Below are 20,704 nucleotides of genomic sequence, written 5' to 3' on the forward strand. Positions count from 1 at the left end.
TTACTCCGCATAGTGGCGAAGACCGTTCCAGATCTCCTCCACGGTATCGAGATATCCCGGATCGCGGCGGATCTCGTCGGGCGAGGCGCTGCGGTCGATTTCGGGATCGATCGTCTGGGAGATGCGGCCGGGACGCGGCGAGAGAAGGACGATCCGGTCGGAGACGTAGACCGCCTCCTCGATCGAGTGCGTGACGAAGATGAACGTCTTGTTCTCGAGCGCGACGAGCCGCAGGAGGTCCTCCTGGAATTTCCGCCGGTTCTGCTCGTCGACGGCCGAGAAGGGTTCGTCGAGGAGGAGCACGTCGGCGTTGACGGCAAAGGCCCGGGCGATGCCGACGCGCTGCTTCATGCCGCCGGAGAGCTCGTGCGGATACTTGTTCTCGAAGCCGGACAGGCCGACCTCGTCGATGTAGCGCTGGGCCGTGCGGCGGCGCTCGGTCTCGCCGATCCCCTTCAACTCGAGGCCGAAGGCCACGTTGCGCATGACGGTCGCCCAGGGCATCAGCGCAAAGTCCTGGAAGACGAAGGCGCGCTCGGGGCCCGGACCGCTCACGACCTTGCCGTTGACGACGATCTCGCCGCGGGTCGCCGGAACAAGGCCGGCGATGATCTTCAGGAGCGTGGTCTTGCCGCAGCCGGAGGGGCCGAGCAGCGTCGTCAGCTTGCCGCGGGCGACGTCGAGGTCGACATTGCGCAGCGCCTCGATGTCGCCATAGGTTTTCGAGATGCCGCGAACGCGCACGACGGCGTCCTCGGCGGCGATGGGGGGAGCGTGGAGCGGCTCCTGCAGGCGTGTGCGAGACATCAGGCTGACATCCTCTTCTCGGGCCGCATGAAGCGCAGTTCGAAGCGCTGAAGACCGACGAGCGTCACGGTGGACAGAACGATGATCGAGGCGACGGCGGCGTACATGTGGCCGTAATTGGCAACGGAGCGGTGGTAGGTGATGAGGTCGCCCACACCGGTCGGCGTGATGAGCAGTTCGGCGAGCATCACGCCGATGAAGCCGGCGGCGATGCCCAGGCGAAGCCCGGCGAAGATCACCGGCGAGGCGTCGGGGATGATGATCTTCATGATCCGCTGCAGCCGCGAGCCACCGAACGAGCGGCACATGGCGACAAGCGAGGGGTTCACGTGACGCACCGCCTTGTAGGAATTGAGGACGATCACCGGCAGCGCCAGCATGATGACCGCCAGCGTCTTCGCCGTCAGCCCGATGCCGTAGACGAAGGTGACGAGCGGCACGAGAGCCGCCATCGGCGCGGCCTGGAGGACGATGAAGATCGGCGCGAGCAGCCATTCCGTCTTCTTCGACAACCCCATGGCGACGCCGAGCGCCACGCCGAGAAACCCGGAGATCGCGACGCCGAGAACCAGCGGCTGCAGGGTGATGAAATAGGCGTAGGCCATCGACCCGTCGGCGACCATTTCGACGAAGGCGACGAGCGTTTCGGAGAAGGGGGGGAAGGCGAAGCTGATCGGTACCCGGCCGGCGATTTCCCAGGCGCTGAAGAGGATCGTCAGCGAGGCGATCGTCCACAGCGAGGGAAAGCGGGTGAAGGCGGCCGAGACCCGCGCCCCCGTCGTGAGGGGTGCAGGCGGCCTTGCGGCCGCCTCCACCTTCATGATCGAAGCCATGGGGCGCCTCAGCCCTGGCCGAGCTTGGCGAGCGCCGCCTGCAGCGGCCCGAAGTCCCAGAAGTCCTCGACCTTCAGATCCTTCGCCTCGCCTTCGAGCGCGCCGGAAGTGGTGTAGAAGTCGAAGTCGTCCTTCACTGCCTCCTCGCCGCCACCGTTCAGCGGCATGCCGGCCGCGGCGGCTTCGCTGAAGTAGGGCGCGATCTCGGCGACCATTTCGGGGCTGGCATCGGGAAGAAGCTTGTACTTCTCGCGCAACCGCTCGACGGCGGACGGGTCCTTGGCCACCTCGCGCCAGGTCGAGAGAATTGCCTCGACAAGGATCGCCACCTCTTCCGGATTCTCCTTCATGTAGTCGGTATTGGCGAACAGGCCTTCGTCGGTCGCCGAAAGGTCGTCGAGCGGGAGGTAGAGGAATTTGCCCGGCGCCTGCGCCTCGAGGATGCGCTTGCCCGAGGCATCGACGATGGTCGCCTTGACGTTGCCCTGGAGCAGCGCGCCGGTGCGCACTTCCGAGCCGGGGATATAGGAAATGTTAGAATACTTGATGCCGTTCTTCTCGGCGGCAAGGCGCATGATCGCCTCGGTGCCCGAGCCGCGCGAATGCACCGCGACTTCCTGGCCGTCGAGGTCCTTCCAGCCCTTGTAGGTGTCGGCCGCGACCACCGGATACATCTGCAGCGTGGAGAGCTGCATGAACATCCGCACCGGCGCGCGGACCTTCTGGATCAGCGAATACGGCCCGCCGACGCCGACGTCGGCCTGGCCGCCGACGACGGCCTGTGCCGCGATGTCCTCGGACTTGAGATAGGTCACCTCGAGTTCGAGGCCGGCTTCCTTGGCCCGCTCGAAGGCGATGAGAAGGTGGAGCGTCTCGACGCTCGGAATGTCGCCGAAGGCGACGCGCAGCGGCTCGGCCTCGGCCGAGGCCGGGGACAGCGCAACGAGGCAGCCGAGCGTTGCCGCTGCGACGGATTGCTTAAGAACTTTCAGTAGGGTCATCAGACATTTCCTCCCGGATAAAGCGACCTGTGCGCTCCGGCACATTGGTCAACCAATCTCTGATTAAACAGACATTGGTTTCACCTCGATGTCAACGCTGACCCGCAGCCATGCTGATGAAAAAGTCAGAAAATCTGCCGGATGGGCCGAATATGGTGATTCTGGTCCAGAATCGCGGCATAAAATCCCGATCTACCCGACGGGAGGACGGATTGACCCCGTTCTCCCCTGAGTCTATATCTTAAACCAATCAGGAATTGGTACAGGAGAGGTGCCGTTGAATATCGAGGTGTCGTTGCCGGCGGATGCGCTGGACCGTCTGCGCGACTTCCTGGCGGAGGCTGCCCTCGGAGACGACGGGCGGCTTCCCCCGGAGCGCGAGCTCGCCGACCAGCTCGGCCTGACGCGCGCGTCGCTGCGCAAGGCACTGACCACGCTTCAGAGCGAGGGAGTGCTCTGGCGCCATGTCGGCAAGGGCACGTTTGCGGGTAATCGCCCCATCGATACGGCCTGCGACGTCGCCGCCATGGCCCGCCGGACCAACCCGATCGAGATGATGAATGCGCGGATCTCGTTCGAGCCGGAGATCGCGCGCGTCGCGGCGCTGAACGCGACGCCGGCGATCCTGTCGGAGATGCGACAGTGCATGGCGCGCGCGGTGGACGCACCGGACTGGCGGCAATACGAGCACTGGGACAACCGCCTTCACCGCAGCATTGCCGAGGCGACGCAGAACAGCCTTCTCGTTGGCCTCCTCGACACGCTGAACGCCGTGCGCCGCGAGGTGAACTGGGGCCGCCTGCGCGCCGACCCCAAACGCCCGCCGGTCGACCACCACAGCTTCGCGGAGCATCGCGAGATCGTCGAGGCCATCGCCAACCGCGATACGACCGGCGCTGCCGCCGCCATGCGCCGCCATCTCCAGAGCGTCGAGCGCCATCTGCGCAACGCTTGATCGACAGTGCAGCAGGCGCGGCTGCGATGCCGGGCTGGCGGTGAGGCTTCTGCGGGCGTCCGCCGCCATGCCGCTTCAGTCAGCGGACTACTTCGTCTCCTCGGCACCACGGTTGTAAATGTCATCACGGCGGACGATATCGTCCTCGCCGAGATAGCTGCCGATCTGCACCTCGATCAGTTCCAGCGGCACCTTTCCCGGGTTTTCCAGTCGGTGCCACTGCGTGGCCTGGATGTAGAGGCTCTCGTTCTCGCGGGCGAAGCGAACCTCGTCGCCGACGGTGACCTTCGCCGTGCCCTTGACCACGATCCAGTGTTCCGAGCGATGATGATGCATCTGCATCGACAGCTGGCTGCCGGGCGTGACGTGCAGCATCTTGACCTGAAAGCGCTGCTGCAGCGAGAGCGTCTCGAAATAGCCCCAGGGGCGGTGGTTGCGCAGATGCTGTTCGTGCTCGCGCCGGCCGCTCTGCTTCAGCTGCTGGACAAGGGTGCCGACCTCCTGCGACCGGGAGCGGTCGGCGACCAGCAACGCGTCTGGCGTATCGACGATGATCAGGTCGCTGACGCCGAGCGTGGCCACCAGCGATCGGTCGGAATGGACGTAGGTGTTCTGGGTGTCGATCATGACCGCCTCGCTGTGGATGGCGTTGCCATCGCCATCGCGCGACGAGGCCTCCCAGAGCGAACCCCACGATCCGACATCGCTCCAGCCGACGGCCAGAGGCAGGACGACGGCGTGGTCGGTGCGCTCCATGACCGCGTAGTCGACCGAGACCGAGCGGGCCCGGGCAAAACTCGATTGGTCGAGGCGGGTGAAGGCAAGGTCGCGCGTGGCGCCATCGACCGAGTCGCGGACCGCGGCAAACATCTCGGGCTCGAGCCGCGCGACTTCGGCGAGGAAGGTACGGCCGTGCAGAAGGAAGATGCCGCTGTTCCAGAGGTATCCGCCGCTGGCCAGATAGCGCTCCGCGGTCTCGATATCCGGCTTCTCGGCAAAGCGCAGGACATGGGCCGCACCGCTGTCGCCATCGAGCAGTGCCCCGGTCTGGATATAGCCGTAGCCGGTGTTTGCCTCGGTCGGGGTGATGCCGAACAGGACGAGCCGACCCTGGCGGGCGATCCCGGCAGCGGCCACGACGCCGGCGAGAAAGCCCGCCGCGTCGCCGATCAGGTGGTCGGAGGGCATGACGCAGAGGACGGCGTCGGGGTCCTCGTCGACCAGCAGCATGGCGGCGGCGGTGATTGCCGGGGCGGTGTTGCGGGCCTGCGGCTCCAATACGATCATCTTCGGCTCGATGCCGGCAGCTTCGCACTCGGCGCGCACGAGAAAGCGATGGTCGTTGTTGCACAGGATCGTCGGCGCGGCGACGCTGGAGTCGGCACTGAGACGGCGCAGGGTCGCGCCGAGAAAGCTCGGCTCTTCCTTGCCGAAGAAGGGGATGAACTGCTTTGGATACATCGAGCGCGACAGCGGCCACAGCCGGGTGCCGGAACCGCCGGAAAGGATCACCGGGTATATCGTCATCGCGTGCCCCTTTGGAAAAATCGCGTCACCGCCGTGCGTCGCGTCCAAGATGTTCCCGACGTCTTAACGTTCAGCCAAAGCATGGCAAACGTCGAAACGCCAGAGACCAGCACCGCAGTCAACCTTCTCCTTTCGGCTGGATCGATTGGCCTGGCAGGTGAAATTGTGCGTTCGTCTCGACAGAGCGGCTCTGTCGACCGACCTGCGGTCGCGTCCGATCGATGGCCGCCCGCCGGCAGGATATCGAGCACGGACCTGAGGCGTGTCGAATCCGGGGTCGCCGCCCCGGCGGTTGGACGCCGCAAGGTTTTTCTTTCTGGCGTCGTCCCTCCCGATCCGGTGCCTGCCGGCGACTGCCCCACCTTCATCGGAATCGGCGCCGCGTGCTCTTCGGCGGGCGGCGGCTCAGCGGGCCGAGGCGACGAGGCGAGCGGCGAGGCGAATGGCGTTCTCGAAGGCGCCGGTATCGGCAATGCCGCGACCGACGATGTCGAAGGCGGTGCCGTGCGCCGGCGTCGTGAACACCGTGGCGAGCCCCGCGGTGACCGTGACGCCGCGGTTGAAGCCGCGCATCTTGGTCGCGATCTGGCCCTGGTCGTGATACATCGACAAAACCCCGTCATAGTCGCCCGCAAAGGCCTTGAGATAGACCGTGTCGGACGGGAAGGGACCCTCTACGGCAATGCCCTCGGCGGCCATGGCCGCGACCGCCGGCCGGATGATCTCGATCTCCTCCATGCCGAACAGCCCGCCCTCGCCGCCATGCGGGTTGAGCGCGGCAACCGCGAGCCGCGGCCGGGGGATGCCGGCCTTGACCATCATTGCCGCCGCCAGCGTGATCGCCTCCCGGATCGCCGGCCCGGTGACCTGATCGAGCGCCTGGCGCAGCGAGACATGCGAGGTCACGCGCGACATCCACTGCCCGTCGAGGACGTTCATCTCGCTGAAATAGCCGGAATGGCCGAGGAGGTTGGCGAACATCTTGTGCTCGTCGGGAAATTTCCAGCCGCCGTCGAACATGGCCCGCTTGTTCAGGGGCGCGAACGACACCGCATCGACGACGCCGGCTTTGGCGAAATCGATCGCCCGCGCCAGCGTCTCGCCGGTGACGCGACCGGACTGCGCACTGGCGATTCCCGGCGGGTAGAGTGCCGGGTCGGTATTGCCGAGATCGACCAGCGGCACGGAGGGATCCGACCAGTCCACCGCCGCCGGGTCGTCGGTGCGGCGATAGGTGAAGGAGACGCCCGCCTGGCGCATGCCGAGATCGAGGACGCGCGCGTCGCCGACGACGACGATGCGGGCGACGTCCGCCATGCGCCGGTCGGCAAGAATGCGCGCGGTCTGCTCGGGCCCGATGCCGGTGCAGTCGCCGGGCGTGAGGGCGATGATGGGTAGGGTCATGCGATCCTCCGGGACGCTGGGCCGGCGGCCAGAAGCGCGTCGGCGACGGCCTTGCCGGCCGTGATGGTGTCGGCGCTGCCGCCGAGGTCGCCGGTGCGGGTTGTCGGGTCGGTGAGCGTTGCCTCGACCGCGGCGACGATGGCGGCGGCCGCCTCGGCATGGCCGAGATGGTCGAGCATCATCGCGCCCGCCCAGATCTGGCCGACCGGATTGGCGATGCCCTTGCCGGCAATGTCGGGCGCCGAGCCGTGCACCGGCTCGAACAGCGAGGGAAAGGCGCGCTCGGGGTTGATGTTGCCCGACGGCGCGATGCCGATCGTGCCGGTGCAGGCGGGGCCGAGGTCGGACAGAATATCGCCGAAAAGGTTGGAGGCGACGACCACGTCGAAGCGGTCCGGGTTCAGCACGAAATGGGCGCAGAGGATGTCGATGTGGTACTTGTCCCAGCGCACATCCGGATAGGCTTTCGCCATCTCCTCCACCCGCTCGTCCCAGTAGGGCATGGTGATCGAGATGCCGTTCGACTTGGTCGCCGAAGTCAGGTGCTTCTTGCCGCGGCTCTTCGCGAGGTCGAAGGCGAAGGCGAGGATGCGGTCGACGCCGACCCGGCTCATCACTGTCTCCTGCACCACGATCTCGCGCGCCGTGCCCGGAAACATCTTGCCGCCGATCGAGGAGTACTCGCCCTCGGTGTTCTCGCGCACGACGAAGAAGTCGATATCGCCGGGCTTGCGGCCGGCGAGCGGCGAGGGCACGCCCGGCATCAGGCGCACCGGGCGAAGGTTCACATACTGGTCGAACTCGCGGCGGAACTGCAGCAGCGAGCCCCAGAGCGAGACATGGTCGGGCACGGTGTCCGGCCAACCGACGGCGCCGAAGAAGATCGCGTCATGGCCGCCGATCCGGGCCTTCCAGTCGTCCGGCAGCATCTTGCCGTGCTTCTCGTAATAGGCGCAGGACGAGAAATCGAATTCGTCGAAGGCAAGGTCGAGGTCGAAACGCTCGGCCGCCGCCTTCAGGACACGCAGCCCTTCCGGCATGACTTCCGTGCCGATCCCGTCACCGGGGATGACGGCGATGCGCCTCGTGTTGCGGGCCATGGAAACTCCTATTCGTTGTCGCCGAGAAGGGCGGCGCAGACGGCCTCGGTCACCCTGTCCGTGGTCGCGGTTCCGCCGAGATCGGGCGTGTGCAGGGCCGGGTCGGCGGTGACGCGCTCGATGGCGCGCATCAGCCGCGCTGCCGCGACGGGCTCGCCGAGATGCTCCAGCATCATCACCGCCGACCAGAAGGTGCCGACCGGATTGGCGATGCCCTTGCCGGTGATGTCGAAGGCCGAGCCGTGGATCGGCTCGAACATCGAGGGAAAGCGCCGTTCGGGATTGAGATTGGCGGTCGGCGCGATGCCGATGGAGCCGGCGAGCGCGGCGGCAAGGTCCGACAGGATGTCGGCGTGGAGGTTGGTCGCGACGATGGTGTCGAGCGAGGCGGGGTGGAGCGTCATGCGCACGGTCATGGCGTCGACGAGCATCTTGTCCCAGGTCACGTCCGGAAAGTCTTCGGCGACCTCCTTCGCGATGTCGTCCCAGAGCACCATGCCGTAGCGCTGGGCATTGGACTTGGTGACGACGGTCAGCAACTTGCGCGGCCGCGACCGCGCGGTCTCGAAGGCGAAGCGCATGATCCGCGTGAGGCCGGCGCGGGTGAAGATCGAGACCTCCGTCGCCACCTCCTGCGGTAGACCGCGATGCGAGCGCCCGCCCTGGCCGGCATATTCGCCCTCCGAGTTCTCGCGCACGATCACCCAGTCGAGATCCCTGGCGGTGACGCCGCGCAGCGGGCTCTCAATGCCCGGCAGGATCCGGGTCGGGCGGACATTGGCATATTGATCGAAGGGCTGGCAGATGGCGAGGCGCAGGCCCCAGAGGGTCAGATGATCGGGCACGTCGGGAGCGCCCACGGCGCCGAAATAGATGGCGTCGAAGGCTTTCAGCGTCTCGGTGCCGTCTTCCGGCATCAGTCGGCCGGTTGCCTTGTAGCGGTCCGATCCCCAGTCGAAGTGGGTGACGTCGAGGGCGAACCCATCACGGGCAGCGGCCGCCTCCAGCACCCGCAGGCCGGCCGCGATCACTTCCTTGCCGATGCCGTCGCCCGGAATGGCCGCGATCTTGTAGCTGCTCATGCTGTCAACGCTCCCGAAGTTCTTGCAGTCGATGCCTCGCAATGCCGAAGACCGGAAAAATTGTCAATTATAAACTGTTGACAACTTGAATGCCGGAGCGCGACGGTTAGGTCCGACCGGCGACGTCTGCCGCGCCGCGCGAGAGAAGAAACGCCATGTCGCCAGAGAACGCCATGCCCCCGCTCGAAGCCCATCCCGGCCAGTTGATGGCCGGCTTTCGCATCGAAACGCTCCGCACCGCCGGCGCCGAGATCCATGTCGCGATCGGCGGTTCGGGACCGCCGCTTCTGCTCCTGCATGGCAATCCTCTGACGCATGTCAGCTGGCACAGGATCGCCCCGACCCTGGCCAGGAGCTTCACGGTCGTCGCGCCGGATCTGCGCGGCTATGGCGACAGTTCCAAGCCGGACGGTGGCGAGGACCATGCAGCCTATTCCTTCCGGGCGATGGGCCGGGACAATGCCGAGATCATGACCCAGCTCGGCTTCGACACGTTCCAGGTCGCCGGCCACGATCGCGGCGCGCGCGTGGCCTTCCGCATGGCGCTCGATTTTCCGGACCGGGTGACGCGGCTCTGCGCCCTCGACATCATTCCGACCTATAATCTCCTGTCGAACGTGACCCTCGGCTGGGGGCTGGAGAGCTATCACTGGTTCTTCATGGCGCAGAAGGCACCCTTTCCCGAGAAGCTGATCGGTGCCGATCTCGACTATTACATCAACTACAAGCTGAACAAGAAAGGCGTCGGCCTCTCGATCTTCGCACCCGAGGCCTTGGCCGAATACGCGCGCTGCACGACGCAAGAGCAGATCCATGCGGTTTGCGAGGATTATCGCGCGACGGTGACGCTCGACTATGCCTTCGATACCGCAGATTTCCAGGCCGGCCGCAGGATCGCCTGCCCGGTGCTGGTGCTCTGGGGCTCGAACAGCCATGTCGGCCGGCATCTGAAGCCCATCGAGGCCTGGGGGCAGTGGGCGGACGATCTTGCGGGATGGGCTGTGCCGACAGGTCACTATCCTGCCGAAGAGCGTCCCGACCTCATCTATGCCGCGCTGTGGCAGTTCTTCAGCGGCGCCACGCCGCGGCCGGCCTGATGCCCGGCCCGATTCCAGCCGAGGCGGCCAAGGCCGTGCTGCACGGGAAAAGCGAGGTCGCCTGCCTCGACGTCCGCGAGCACGGCCAATATGGCGAGGGCCACCCCTTCCTCGCCGTGCCCTGTCCCTACAGCCGGCTCGAGATCCTCGCGCCTGCCCTGGTGCCGCGCGCCGGCGTGCCGATCATCCTCGTCGACGACGGCGACGGGGTGGCGGAACGGGCGGCGCCAGTCCTGGCCAGGCTCGGCTACCGCGACCTGTCCTGGATCGCCGGGGGCGCGACCGCCTGGGCGGCGGCCGGCTTCACCCTGTTCAAGGGCGTCAACCTGCCGAGCAAGACGCTCGGCGAGCTCCTCGAAACGGAGTGGCACGTGCCGCGGATCGACGTCGAGACGCTGGCCGCCTGGCAGGCGGAGGGTCGTTCGATCCAGCTGTTCGACGGCCGGCCGGGGTCGGAATACCGCAAGATGACCCTGCCGGGCGCGGCGTCCATGCCGAACGGCGAACTGGCGCATCGCATGGCCGACAGCGTCCCTGATCCCGCTCTGCCCGTCGTCATTCACTGCGCCGGCCGCACCCGCAGCATCGTCGGTGCCGCAAGCCTTTCCCTGGCGGGGGTCCCGAACCCGGTCTTCGCCCTCGAGAACGGCACCCAGGGCTGGGCCCTATCCGGGCGCGCGCTCCGGCACGGCGCCGATCCTGGACCGATGCCGGCGCTGAGCCAGAGCGCCCGGCGCGAGAGCCGCGCCCGGGCGGACGCCGTCATCGAACAGCACCGGCTGAACGTGATCGCGCCGGACGATCTCGAAAGCCTGTCCGCGGACCCGTCCCGCACGCTCTATCTCTTCGACGTGCGCAGCGACGCCGAATTTGCGGAAGGGACACTTCGGGGGGCGGTCCATGCGCCGGCGGTGCAGCTCGTGCAGGCGAGCGACGCCTGGATCGGCGTGCGGCGGGCCCGCGTGGTGCTCGGCTGCGATACCGGGCTGCGTGCGGCGACAACGGCGATCTTCCTGGCCGCGTTGAACTACGACGTCTTCGTCCTGCCGCGCATCGGCGATCATCCCGCCCATCCCGGCCTGCGGCAGCCGGATCCGCCGGTTTCCGGCGAACTGCCGTCCCTCCTCCAGATCACGGCGGAAGCAGCCCTTGCGCTGAAGGAGGCCGGCGGAGCGCTGCTCGATCTGAGGGGTTCGCTGGCGTTTCGCGCGGGCCATCTCGCCGGCGCGCGCTGGGCCGTCCGGCCGCGCCTCGCCAGGACCGATCCCGCACGGCCAGTGGCCCTGATCGGGTCGGCGGATGTCGTCGGGCTCGCCGCTGCAGATCTACGGGCCGAGGGCTATGGCGACATTCGCCACGTCGCGGGAGACCCGGCCAGCTGGCAGGCGAGGGGGCTGCCGGTCGAAGCCACTCCGGACGTTCCGTCCGACGCCGCCGCGATCGATCATCTGTTCTTCGTCCACGACCGGCACGACGGCAATCTCGACGCGGCCCGCCGCTACCTCGCCTGGGAGATGGGTCTGATCGGCCAGCTCGACGCGGCCGAGCGCGCCGAGTTCCGGATCGGGCCCGGACCCTTCGCCGGGACATAGGCGTCTCGACGGCGGGAAAGCTCCGTCTCGATCCGGGGGGCACACAAAACGCGTCGGCGACGGCGGGAGAGGGGGCTCTGCATCGCCGCAAGCCCGGTCGTTATCGACAAAACAGGGATGATCCCCTACGACCGAATTCTTGTGTGAAGTCCTGCACGCGCGCTTCACGTTCTGGGAGGAACACCGTGACCATCGATCGCCGCGCCTTTTCCATGATGCTCGCCGCGCTGGCCGGAGGCGCGACGCTGCCGATGCTCCGCCCGTCCGGCGCCCGGGCTGCCGCGCTCGAAGAGCTGACGATCATCGCGGCGGCGAGCACCGGCGGAGGCTATGACACGCTGGCCCGAACCGCGCAGATGCTGCTGCAGGACGGCAAGCTGGTTGGAAACGTCGAAGTGATGAACGTGCCCGGCGCCGGCGGCACGGTGGGCCTCGCCCAGCTCATCAGCCGCGGCCGCCCCTCGACGCTCCTGACCGCCGGCCTCGGCATGGTCGGCGCGGTGATCATCAACAAGTCCGCTGCCACCTTGTCGCAGACCCGTCCGGTGGCGCGCCTGCAGGGCGAGTACCAGCCGCTCGTGGTCGCCGCGGAGTCGCCGATAAAGTCGCTCGACGATCTGGTGAAGGCCTACAAGGCCGAACCCGGCGCCGTCTCCTGGGCCGGCTTCGGCCTCGGCAGCCCGGACCATCTCGTTTCGGCGCAGGTGGTCAAGGCGACCGGCGGCGACGTCAGGGAGATGAACTACATCGTCGTCGGCGCCGGCTCGGAAATGCTGCCGCTGGTGCTTTCGAACCAGGTGACGGTGGCCACCGGCGGCTACAACGAGTTCGCCGACATGATCGCCACCGGCAAGCTGCGGGCGCTCGGCATCTCTTCGCCCGAGCGGCTGAAGGGCATCGACGTTCCGACCTTCCGCGAGCAGGGCATCGACACCGAACTGGTGAACTGGCGGGGTCTCGTCGGCAGCGCCAAGCTTGGCGACGAGGAGATCGCCGGCATGGACGAGGCCTTCGGCGCGATGGCCAAGAGCGCGGCGTGGAACGAGATCTGCGACAGCCGCGGCTGGCAGAACCTCTACATGCCCTCGGCCGAGTTCACGACCTTTCTCGCCGCCGAACAGACCCGCATCACCGCGCTCCTGACAGAGCTCGGCCTCGGCGGCTGATCCGCTCGGGAGCGGCACGGACGGCGTTCCCTGCGAAACGGCGCCGGTCTTCTGAGAGGACCGGCGCCGTTTTTGCCTGTTGTTCCCTGCGGCAACCCCGCCGCGCTTGGCTCGGCTGGTTTCAGCCTGCTTCCGCCTCGATGGCCGCAATGATGCCCTGCGTCATGCCTTCGGTGCCGGTCGTGCCCTTGATGTCGCGCGTGCGCGTCGCGGGATCGGCAAGGGCCTTGGTGATGGCCCGTTCCATCAGCGCGGCGGCGGCCAGCGCTTCGGGGATCTGTCGGTTGTGGCCGAGCCACTCCACCATCATCCGCGCCGATTCGATCATCGCGAAGGGGTTGGCGATGCCCTGGCCGGCGATGTCGGGGGCCGAGCCGTGCGTCGCCTGCGCCATCGCGATCGCACCCTCGCCGATGCACAGGCCCGGCGCCATGCCGAGCCCGCCGACGAGACCCGCCGCCTCGTCCGTCAGGATGTCGCCGAACATGTTGGTGGTGACGACAACGTCGAAGCTCCAGGGATCGCGGATCAGCCGCATGGCCATGGTATCGACGATCACCTCGTCGATCGTGACGTCCGGAAATTCCTTGCCGACGCGGTAGCATTCCTCGACGAACATGCCGCAGCCGAGCTTGAAGACGGTGTTCTTGTGCACCACCGTCAGCCGCTTCTTGCGCTGGCGGGCGATCTCGAAGGCGGCGCGGGCGACCTTGGAGGATCCGGCGCGGGTGATCACCCGGACCGAGATGGTGACGTCCTCGGTCGGACGGAACTCGCCCGATCCGGCGACGACATTGCGGTCGGGCTGGAAACCCTCGTTGTTCTCGCGCACGATGACGAGGTCGATATTGTCGTAGACGGCGCCGAGGCCGGGATAGGACCGCGTCGGCCGGACATTGGCGAAGAGGCCGAAACCCTTGCGCATCAGCGGGTGCGGATTGATCGCGCCGGGCACCTTGGGATAGGCGCGGTGGCCGATCGGGCCGAGGATGAAGCCGTCCATCTTCGCCAGCGCCTCCATCGTGCCTTCCGGGAAGGTGGAGCCGTGGGTGGCGAGCGCGGTCGCGCCGATCGGCATCGGCCGCCAGTTGATGCCGAGACCGGTGCGGGCCGCGGCGGCGCGCACGACCGCGACCGCTGCCGGAACGATTTCAAGGCCGATGTCGTCGCCATCGAGGATGCCGAGGGTGAGATGGTTCTGCATGGACCCGTTTTCCCGACCGTTCAGGAGCGAGCCGCGGCGGCGCGCGCGATGGCTGCGACGTCGTCGCTGGATTCCAGCGCCCAGCCCATGGCGAGCAGCGCCTCGGACGGCGCCTGGCCGATCACCGGCACCGACTGGGTGACGAACTTCTCGCCGATCGCCTCGTTCGACAGCGGGCGCTCGAGGCTGCCGATCGCATGCGGCACATGCAGCTCGATGCGCTCGCCGTCGGTGAGGGTGACAGCGATGTGGACCGCGTCCTCGTGCACCGAGGTGTCGCTCGTCGCCTTGACCTTGTCGCGCAGCGCCATGACGGCGGGGTCGCGCACCCTCTCGTCGGTGAAGGCGGTCGGCGAGCCGTCGCCGTAGAGGAGGGCCGCCGCGGCGGAATGGAAGACCGAGAACTTGCCTTCGAGGCCGGTGGTCGGCGCCGTCTTGCCGGTCAGTTCCAGCACCAGGGGGTGGGTGCGCAGCGCAACCGCGGCGATGTCGGCGACGCGGGTGCCGAGCTTCTGTCGCAGCTGCTGGCAGCCATCGATGGCGGGATGGATGACGATGCCGCAGGCGAACGGCTTGTAGGTGTTGAGCCCGGCCTCCCAGCGCGTGCCGAGGCCGTCGACGATCTCGCCATAGTCCTGCTTGGTCGACAAGACGTTGGCCCAGCCGCGCGGCGCCTCGATGGCGCGCAGCGAGGAGTCGAAATTGGCCTTGGCGAGGAAGGCCGCCATGGCGCCGTTCTGCGCCGCGCGGCCAGGATGGAAGCTCTTGCACATGGTGCCGAACATTTCCCGGAAGCCCGAGGACTGGGTGGCGGCGATGCCGAAAGCCCAGGTCATCTGCAGTTCTGTCAGGCCGAGCAGGCGCCCCGTCGCGGCAGCCGCGCCGAAGACGCCGGCGGTGCCGGTAATGTGCCAGCCGCGGTCGTAGTGGTCGGGATAGACCGAATTGCCGATTCGGCATTCGACCTCGATGCCGGCGATGAGGGCCGTGAGGAAGTCGCGGCCGGAGACGGCGCGCGTCTCGGCCACCGCCAGGATCGCCGAGGCGACCGGTCCGGCCGGGTGGATGATGGTCTTCAGATGCGTGTCGTCATAGTCGAGGACATGCGAGGAAATGCCGTTCAGGAGGGCGGCGTGCAGTTCGTCGACGCGCTCGGCGCGGCCGATGACCTGCGCCCGGGCCGGGCCGGAAAAGGGCAGGGCCGCGGCGAGCGCCCGGTCGACGGTCTCGTGACGGGCGCCACCGACGGCGCAGCCGAGCCAGTTGACGAAGGTGCGCACGCCTTCGGCGCGAACCGTCGCGGGGATGGCCTCGGCGTCGAGGCCGACCGTCCAGGCTGCCAGGCGCTGGGTGATCTCGGTATCCTGCATGTCGTCTCTTTCTCGAAGGGCACCTGTGCCGAGGCTTCGGCCGGCAGCGCGGTGTGCCGGCCAGGCCTGTCGCCTTGGCGCGAGGTGCTGGAACTGGAGTTTTGTTGCTCCGGGGTCTGCGATGTCTTTGGTCGGGGGCGAAACCGGTCCTCGCCCCCCACGGCCTCAGGCGACGGTGATCAGGCGCTGGGTCAGCGCGTCGAGCGACGACATGCCCTCGAGGCCGCGCACGAGGTCGACGATCTCGTCGGCCCGGCTCCTGGCCATGCCGGCGAATTCGGCATTCTCGCGGAACTTGCCGGCGACTTCGTCATAGCTCATCGGAAAGGCCGGGCTGCCCTTGCCGAAATCGGCGCGGCCGGAAATCTTGCGGCCGTCGGCAAGCTCGATATCGATCAGCGTCGTCATCAGGTGGTAGCCGGCGGCCTCCGCCTCGTCGTCGATGACGAAGTCGACCTTCTCGATCATCGCCTTGACGTCCTCGCGCTCGACGGCCGCGTCGGTGAACTCGTTCAGTCCGGCGCGGCCCTCCAGGAGGAGGATGGCCATGCAGAATTCCATCGAGAATTTCGCCTGCAGCTCGTCCTTCGGGCGGTGATGGATGAGGGCGTTGGGCATGTTGGAATTGGTGCCGACGCGCACATGCCGGACGTCCTCGGCGCGGATGCCGTTCTCCTTGATCAGGCGCAGCATCTCGGTCATGCCGGGATGGGTGAGCGAGCCCGACGGATGCGGCTTGATCGAGACGCCCGGGCTGGCGAATGTCCAGGGCGCGCCGAGCTTGCCGAAGATGGCGCCCTGGTCGTAGCCGCCGCCGGCGGCAGCGAAGAAGCCGCGCGGCGCCTCGAGGATGCGGGCTGCCGCGGTCCAGCCATAGGACGCGAACTGCGCCGCAGCGACGCCGCTTTCGGCCGCCTTGCCGGCATGGAAAGGCTTGGTCATGGTGCCAAAATTCTCGCGCAGGCCGGCCGACTGGCTGCCCGCGATCGACAAAGCGCGCTGGGTCGTGGCGACGTCGAAGCCCATGAGCTTGGCGGCCGCGGCAGCCGCAGCGAAGGTGCCGCAGGTGGCGGTGGCGTGAAAGCCTGTCTGGTAGTGGCGCGGCGCGATCGCCTCGGCGATCTTGCACTCGACCTCGACGCCGAGATGGTAGGCGAGCATGAAGTCGCGGCCCGAGGCATTCAGGAGTTCCGAGATCGCCAGCGCGGCCGGCAGGGCCGGGGCGGTCGGATGGGTCAAGAGGCCGTAGACCCGGTCCTTGGCGACGGCGAGCTGCGTGTCGTCGTAGTCGTCGGCATGGATGCCGACGCCGTTGGCAAACGCGGCGAAGCGCGGGGCGACACGGCGGCCACCGCCGATCACGGTCGCGGCGCCTTCCCCGAGATCGAGGTCGGCGAGATGGCGGCGCACCAGTTCGCCGCTTTTGGCGACAGAGCCCGACAGCGCGAGGCCGAAGCCATCGAGGATCGACTTCTTGCCGAGCTCGACCATCTCGGCGGAGAGGTCCTCTACCTTGGCCGCGACGATGAATTCGGCGACGTATTTCGTCAGCTCGACGTCGACTGCGCTGTTCTGGTTCATGAAATCCTCGTCAGTTTGGATCCGTATGCGGACAATGCCTCGGCCCGACCGTGCGTCGTCAACTGTTAATTGTCAACAGTTTTGTGCTTATATCCCTTCCGCATCGCCAGCATTGATCCCGGCTCCGTGACGATGCCTTGCAGCAAGCGGGAACAGGACGGCGAACACGAGGGAAGAGCCCGAGAGTGCATGCCGGTTGCCGCTCCACAAGGCATACGGCGACGACAAGGGCTGCCGGCGTGGTGCGGCCAACCACAAGTCGAAGGCCAATCTGTCGAAGCTGACGCGCCGTGTCGCGTCAGCCCGGCTTGACGGCCCGCGGCTTGCGCGTCGGCTTGGCCGCGGCAGCCTCGCCGGGTTCGGCCGGTCCGCCCGGCTGGCCCGCCTTGCGGGTCCGCACGATGCCGTTGAGAATATGCGAGCGCGCCGCGACGAGGGCCGCGGCGGGATCACGGGCGGCCAGCGCGTCGACGATGGCGCGGTGTTCCTCGTTGGATATCGCTAGGACGTCGCGGCTCGACAGCGCGCGATAGCGCTGGATGTGGAGTTCGCGCACGAAGCTCTGATAGATCAGCGCCAGCCGATTGTTGCCGGCCATCAGCGTGATCTGCTTATGAAATTCCAGATTGACGGGATAGTAGACATGCACGTCGCCGAGGGCGACGATCTCGTCCATGCGCTGCAGCAGGGCGCGCAGGATCGCGATCTGGGCATCGGTGGCGGTTTCGGCCAGCATCATCGCCATGCAGCCGAACACGCCGGCGCGGGCCTCCGACAGATCCTGCGCCTCGTCGTTGGACAGCGCCCGGATGAAGAAGCCGCGGTTCGGAATGATCTCGATCAGCCCCATCGCCGCCAGCGCGCTGCAGGCCTCGCGGATCGGCCCGCGGCTGACGCCGAGGCGCTGCGACAGACCGTTCTCGTTGACACGCTCGTTCGGCGTCAGTTCGCCGTCGATGATCATCCGTTCGATCTCGGCCTGCACGACATTGGCAAGCGAGCGGGTGCGCAGGAAGTCGATCGCGGAGAGATTTTGCGGCTGCGTCAGGCCGTCCGACATGCAAGGCCCATGGCTGAAATTCCGATACGAATGAAACGGCACCAGGACGGCGGGCCAGAGCTCCGCCGTCCTGAATCACGTCTACCAACAAACGGCGCCATTGGCGATGCACGCCGTCCGGCCGAGGTCATCCGCGCGCGTTCATCTGCGAGCCACCCAGCACCGGCACCCGGTTGGCGACGAAGACCACGGCGAAGGAGGCGGCAAGGAGGATAATGCCGAGGACGCAGATCGCCCCGAGATCGCCGCTCTCGTTAAGGTCGTAGATGATCACCGAGACCAGCTTGGTGTTGGCGGTGGTCAGGAGGATCGTCGCCGAGAGTTCGCGGATCGTGCCGACGAAGACGAAGCACCAGGCAGCGACGACGCTGGTGCGCAGCAGCGGCGCGGTGATGTCCCAAAGCGTGCGCAGCCGCGACGCGCCCATGATCCGCCCGGCTTCCTCGAGCTCGGGATGGACGCCCGAAAAGGCCGAGGACATCTGCTGGTAGCCGGCCGGCATCTCGATGGTCATGAAGGCGATAAGAAGGATCCACAGCGTGCCGTAGAGCTGGAAGGTCGGATTGGCATAGCTGAGGAACAGGCCGACGCCGAGAACGATGCCGGGGATCGCCACCGGAGCGGTGGCCAACACCCCGAGGAAGCCCGAGCCCGGCACCGAGCGGCGCGTCACCAGATAGGAGACGATGACCGCGATGGCGGTGACGATGGTCGCTGTCAGGAAACCGAGCAGGAACGTGTTGCGCAGCGCGAGCTGGGTCGCGGAAAACTCGAACAGGACGAAGTTCCAGTGCCGCAGCGTCAGGTTCTCGAAGGTCAGCGAATCGCCGACCGTGGTGGTGAAGGCCGTCTTGATGATCGCGGCATAGGGAAAGATGAAGGTCAGCGACAGCACGGCGAAGACGAAGGCGATCGCCGGCCATTTCCACGGCCCGAGCGCCACGATGCGCGGCGTGCCGCTCTTGCCGCCGAGGACGGTGTAGCCCTTGCGGCCGAGGATCTGCTTCTGGGTCCGCAGCAGGATCACGGTGATGATCAGCAGCGGCAGGGCGGCGGCGGCGGCAAGGCCCAGCCGCGGCGGAAACTGGAAGAGGCTCCAGATCTTGGTGGTGATGACGTGGAATCCGGCCGGCAGCGCGAGGATGGCCGGCGAGCCGAACATGGTCAGCGCCTGCAGGATGGCGATCAGGGTTCCCGCCAGCATCGCCGGCAGGACCAGCGGGATCGTCACCTTGCGCAGGGTGGTCATCGCCTTGCCGCCGAGGATCGACGAGGCGTCCTCGAGATCGGAGGGCACGCGGTCGAGCGCATTGGCGACAAGGGTGAAGACGTAGGGAAAGGTGAAGCAGGCGATGGCGAAGACGAGGCCCGTGAAGGTGTAGATGTTGACGAGGTAGGCGCCGCGCTCCAGCCCGAAGATCGAGCGGTAGATGACGTTGACGATGCCGCTGTTGGGTGCGGCGATGATCTCGTAGGCGATGGCGCCGAGGAAGGGCGGCGTGACGAAGGAGGCCGTCACCATGATGCGGATCAGGCGGCGGCCCGGAAGGTCGGTGCGCGAGACCAGCCAGGCCATCGGCGTGGCGACGACGCAGGCGAGGATGCCCACCCCGAGAGACATGCCGATGGCCAGGCCATAGGCCCTGAGAAGGGTCGGGTCGGCGACGAGGGCGACGAAGTTGTCGAAAGTGAAGCCGCCCCCGGCATCGTTGCGAAAGCTGTAATAGACGAGCCAGAACAGTGGCAGAATGACCAGGACGCCCAAGACCAGGCTCAAGAGAGCAAAGGTCGGCCAGGAGAGATCGATACCGCGGCGTAAACCGAGGGCGGGAGCGTTGCTGGTCATGACAGGTTTATCCCGATTGCCTTACGTGCCGAAATACTGCTCGTAGTTGGTCTTGATGGTCTGGATCTCAGGCTCGAGCTTGGCCGGGTCGGAATGCAGCAGCTTGATGTCGGCGATCGGGGTGCGGTTTGCCTTCTCTTTGACGTCCGGATGGAAGGAGCGCAGACCCCCGAAATCGCTGTTCAGCTGCTGGGCCTCCTGCGAGAACAGGAAGGCGTAGAACAGCTTGGCGGCGTTGGGGCTCGGCGCCTGCTTCAGCACCGCGGCATTGCCGACGGCGAGTGGCGTGCCTTCGGCGGGATAGACGATCTTGATCGGCACGCCCTCTTCCTGGAGGCGGAAGACGTTGTATTCGTTGCCGTCGACCTGCAACGAGCGTTCGCCCTGGGCGAGCTTCTTCGGGGGTTCGGTCGACGACTGCACCTGCATGACGCCCTGGCCGCCGAGCTTCTCGAAGAACTCCCAGCCGAGTAGCTCGCTGAGAACGAAGGTCGACGTCATCACCGTGCCGCTGTAGCCGGGATGGGCCTTGACCATCCTGTCCTTGTATTTCGGGTCGAGAAGGTCGGTCCAGGTCTTCGGCGCGTCGGCTTCCGGCAGCAGGTCGGAGCGATAGGCGAGGACCGAGAGATGGGCGCGGTAGGCGGCGAAGTTGCCGTCCGGATCCTTCTCGTCCGCCGGCCACTTGTCGGCGACTTCCTGCGGCACCATCGGCTCCAGCCAGCCCTCGCGCTTGAAGTACTGGAAGTGCACGGCGTCCGAGGTCTCGATCACGTCGGCACCGTAGATGCCGGACGAATATTCCTGGCCGATACGCTGGAAAACGCGCTCGGAGCCGGCCCGCTCCACCTGGACGGCGATCTCGGGATATTTCGACTTGAAGAGCTCGGCGAGCTTCTCGGCGACGGTGACGTCCGTCGCGGTGTAGAAGATCACCTTGCCCTCAGCCTTGGCCGCAGCCTCGAGTTCGGGGGTGATCTGGTAAGGCGCGGGGGCCTCGGCCATGGCGAGCGAGGAGGCCGACAGGCCTGCCGCCAGAATCGCTGCGCCGAATGTTTTCGTCCACATGCTTTCATTCC

17 protein-coding genes are annotated in these 20,704 nt (G+C 66.9%); 4 read left to right on the top strand and 13 right to left on the bottom strand.

Annotation, left to right across the window (positions count from 1 at the left end; translation table 11 throughout):
* From Sa4125_RS04360 to Sa4125_RS04370, 3 genes are read right to left on the bottom strand one after another with little or no spacing between them, the layout of a single operon-like run.
* Complete coding sequence (locus Sa4125_RS04360) at positions 1-807, bottom strand: ABC transporter ATP-binding protein (RefSeq protein WP_224004059.1); 807 nt, start codon at positions 805-807, stop codon at positions 1-3.
* Positions 807-1,640 (bottom strand): ABC transporter permease, encoded by an 834-nt coding sequence (locus Sa4125_RS04365; protein WP_224004060.1) that lies wholly within the window; start codon positions 1,638-1,640, stop codon positions 807-809. The genes Sa4125_RS04360 and Sa4125_RS04365 overlap by 1 nt, the downstream gene beginning before the upstream one ends.
* 8 nt (positions 1,641-1,648) lie before the next feature.
* On the bottom strand, positions 1,649-2,641 hold the full coding sequence (locus Sa4125_RS04370; RefSeq protein WP_224004062.1) for an ABC transporter substrate-binding protein: 993 nt from the start codon (positions 2,639-2,641) through the stop codon (positions 1,649-1,651).
* Positions 2,642-2,918: 277 nt separating this feature from the next.
* Here Sa4125_RS04370 and Sa4125_RS04375 point away from each other — a divergent pair, with 277 nt between their 5' ends.
* A complete protein-coding gene (locus tag Sa4125_RS04375; RefSeq protein ID WP_224004064.1) occupies positions 2,919-3,596 on the top strand; it encodes an FCD domain-containing protein in 678 nt (225 codons plus the stop codon).
* A gap of 87 nt (positions 3,597-3,683) precedes the next feature.
* Here the strand turns inward: Sa4125_RS04375 and Sa4125_RS04380 are convergent, their stop codons facing one another.
* The 4 genes from Sa4125_RS04380 to Sa4125_RS04395 all read right to left on the bottom strand — a co-directional run bounded on the left by Sa4125_RS04380 (position 3,684) and on the right by Sa4125_RS04395 (position 8,709).
* Entirely contained in the window at positions 3,684-5,123 is a 1,440-nt protein-coding gene (locus Sa4125_RS04380; protein WP_224004066.1) for a mannose-1-phosphate guanylyltransferase/mannose-6-phosphate isomerase, read from the bottom strand.
* A gap of 405 nt (positions 5,124-5,528) precedes the next feature.
* Positions 5,529-6,527, bottom strand: a complete 999-nt coding sequence (locus Sa4125_RS04385; protein ID WP_224004069.1) for a 4-hydroxythreonine-4-phosphate dehydrogenase PdxA — start codon at positions 6,525-6,527, stop codon at positions 5,529-5,531.
* A complete protein-coding gene (locus Sa4125_RS04390; protein ID WP_224004071.1) occupies positions 6,524-7,627 on the bottom strand; it encodes a tartrate dehydrogenase in 1,104 nt (367 codons plus the stop codon). The genes Sa4125_RS04385 and Sa4125_RS04390 overlap by 4 nt, the downstream gene beginning before the upstream one ends.
* A gap of 8 nt (positions 7,628-7,635) precedes the next feature.
* On the bottom strand, positions 7,636-8,709 hold the full coding sequence (locus Sa4125_RS04395) for a tartrate dehydrogenase (RefSeq protein ID WP_224004073.1): 1,074 nt from the start codon (positions 8,707-8,709) through the stop codon (positions 7,636-7,638).
* 155 nt (positions 8,710-8,864) lie between these two features.
* Here Sa4125_RS04395 and Sa4125_RS04400 point away from each other — a divergent pair, with 155 nt between their 5' ends.
* From Sa4125_RS04400 to Sa4125_RS04410, 3 genes are all read left to right on the top strand, one after another.
* On the top strand, positions 8,865-9,806 hold the full coding sequence (locus Sa4125_RS04400; protein ID WP_224004075.1) for an alpha/beta hydrolase: 942 nt from the start codon (positions 8,865-8,867) through the stop codon (positions 9,804-9,806).
* Positions 9,767-11,398 (top strand): rhodanese-like domain-containing protein, encoded by a 1,632-nt coding sequence (locus Sa4125_RS04405; protein ID WP_224004077.1) that lies wholly within the window; start codon positions 9,767-9,769, stop codon positions 11,396-11,398. Before Sa4125_RS04400 ends, Sa4125_RS04405 begins: the two co-directional genes overlap by 40 nt.
* 185 nt (positions 11,399-11,583) lie before the next feature.
* Positions 11,584-12,564 (top strand): tripartite tricarboxylate transporter substrate-binding protein, encoded by a 981-nt coding sequence (locus Sa4125_RS04410; RefSeq protein ID WP_224004079.1) that lies wholly within the window; start codon positions 11,584-11,586, stop codon positions 12,562-12,564.
* 121 nt (positions 12,565-12,685) lie between these two features.
* On the opposite strand, the gene Sa4125_RS04415 is transcribed toward Sa4125_RS04410, so the two are convergent.
* The 6 genes from Sa4125_RS04415 to Sa4125_RS04440 all read right to left on the bottom strand — a co-directional run bounded on the left by Sa4125_RS04415 (position 12,686) and on the right by Sa4125_RS04440 (position 20,693).
* On the bottom strand, positions 12,686-13,768 hold the full coding sequence (locus Sa4125_RS04415; protein WP_224004081.1) for an isocitrate/isopropylmalate family dehydrogenase: 1,083 nt from the start codon (positions 13,766-13,768) through the stop codon (positions 12,686-12,688).
* 20 nt (positions 13,769-13,788) lie between these two features.
* The gene (locus Sa4125_RS04420; protein ID WP_224004083.1) at positions 13,789-15,138 is read right to left on the bottom strand and encodes an MmgE/PrpD family protein; all 1,350 of its coding nucleotides are present in this window, start codon (positions 15,136-15,138) and stop codon (positions 13,789-13,791) included.
* A 165-nt stretch (positions 15,139-15,303) separates the two neighbouring features.
* Positions 15,304-16,719 carry an MmgE/PrpD family protein gene (locus Sa4125_RS04425; RefSeq protein WP_224004084.1) on the bottom strand — a complete coding sequence of 472 codons (1,416 nt, stop codon included), beginning with the start codon at positions 16,717-16,719 and terminating at the stop codon, positions 15,304-15,306.
* A 298-nt stretch (positions 16,720-17,017) separates the two neighbouring features.
* Positions 17,018-17,779, bottom strand: coding sequence for an FCD domain-containing protein (locus tag Sa4125_RS04430; protein WP_224004086.1), 762 nt, complete (start codon positions 17,777-17,779; stop codon positions 17,018-17,020).
* A 127-nt stretch (positions 17,780-17,906) separates the two neighbouring features.
* Positions 17,907-19,625 (bottom strand): iron ABC transporter permease, encoded by a 1,719-nt coding sequence (locus Sa4125_RS04435; RefSeq protein ID WP_224004088.1) that lies wholly within the window; start codon positions 19,623-19,625, stop codon positions 17,907-17,909.
* A gap of 21 nt (positions 19,626-19,646) precedes the next feature.
* Entirely contained in the window at positions 19,647-20,693 is a 1,047-nt protein-coding gene (locus Sa4125_RS04440; RefSeq protein ID WP_224004090.1) for an extracellular solute-binding protein, read from the bottom strand.
* Positions 20,694-20,704 lie beyond the last annotated feature (11 nt).

The organism is Aureimonas sp. SA4125 (assembly GCF_019973775.1).
GTDB lineage: Bacteria > Pseudomonadota > Alphaproteobacteria > Rhizobiales > Rhizobiaceae > Plantimonas.

Excerpts from the sequence above, each read along its gene's own strand:
- Sa4125_RS04360 (WP_224004059.1), bottom strand. The coding sequence starts at position 807 with ATGTCTCGCACACGCCTGCAGGAGCCGCTCCACGCTCCCCCCATCGCC.
- Sa4125_RS04365 (WP_224004060.1), bottom strand. The coding sequence starts at position 1,640 with ATGGCTTCGATCATGAAGGTGGAGGCGGCCGCAAGGCCGCCTGCACCC.
- Sa4125_RS04370 (WP_224004062.1), bottom strand. The coding sequence starts at position 2,641 with ATGACCCTACTGAAAGTTCTTAAGCAATCCGTCGCAGCGGCAACGCTC.
- Sa4125_RS04380 (WP_224004066.1), bottom strand. The coding sequence starts at position 5,123 with ATGACGATATACCCGGTGATCCTTTCCGGCGGTTCCGGCACCCGGCTG.
- Sa4125_RS04385 (WP_224004069.1), bottom strand. The coding sequence starts at position 6,527 with ATGACCCTACCCATCATCGCCCTCACGCCCGGCGACTGCACCGGCATC.
- Sa4125_RS04390 (WP_224004071.1), bottom strand. The coding sequence starts at position 7,627 with ATGGCCCGCAACACGAGGCGCATCGCCGTCATCCCCGGTGACGGGATC.
- Sa4125_RS04395 (WP_224004073.1), bottom strand. The coding sequence starts at position 8,709 with ATGAGCAGCTACAAGATCGCGGCCATTCCGGGCGACGGCATCGGCAAG.
- Sa4125_RS04400 (WP_224004075.1), top strand. The coding sequence starts at position 8,865 with ATGTCGCCAGAGAACGCCATGCCCCCGCTCGAAGCCCATCCCGGCCAG.
- Sa4125_RS04415 (WP_224004081.1), bottom strand. The coding sequence starts at position 13,768 with ATGCAGAACCATCTCACCCTCGGCATCCTCGATGGCGACGACATCGGC.
- Sa4125_RS04420 (WP_224004083.1), bottom strand. The coding sequence starts at position 15,138 with ATGCAGGATACCGAGATCACCCAGCGCCTGGCAGCCTGGACGGTCGGC.
- Sa4125_RS04425 (WP_224004084.1), bottom strand. The coding sequence starts at position 16,719 with ATGAACCAGAACAGCGCAGTCGACGTCGAGCTGACGAAATACGTCGCC.
- Sa4125_RS04430 (WP_224004086.1), bottom strand. The coding sequence starts at position 17,779 with ATGTCGGACGGCCTGACGCAGCCGCAAAATCTCTCCGCGATCGACTTC.
- Sa4125_RS04435 (WP_224004088.1), bottom strand. The coding sequence starts at position 19,625 with ATGACCAGCAACGCTCCCGCCCTCGGTTTACGCCGCGGTATCGATCTC.
- Sa4125_RS04440 (WP_224004090.1), bottom strand. The coding sequence starts at position 20,693 with ATGTGGACGAAAACATTCGGCGCAGCGATTCTGGCGGCAGGCCTGTCG.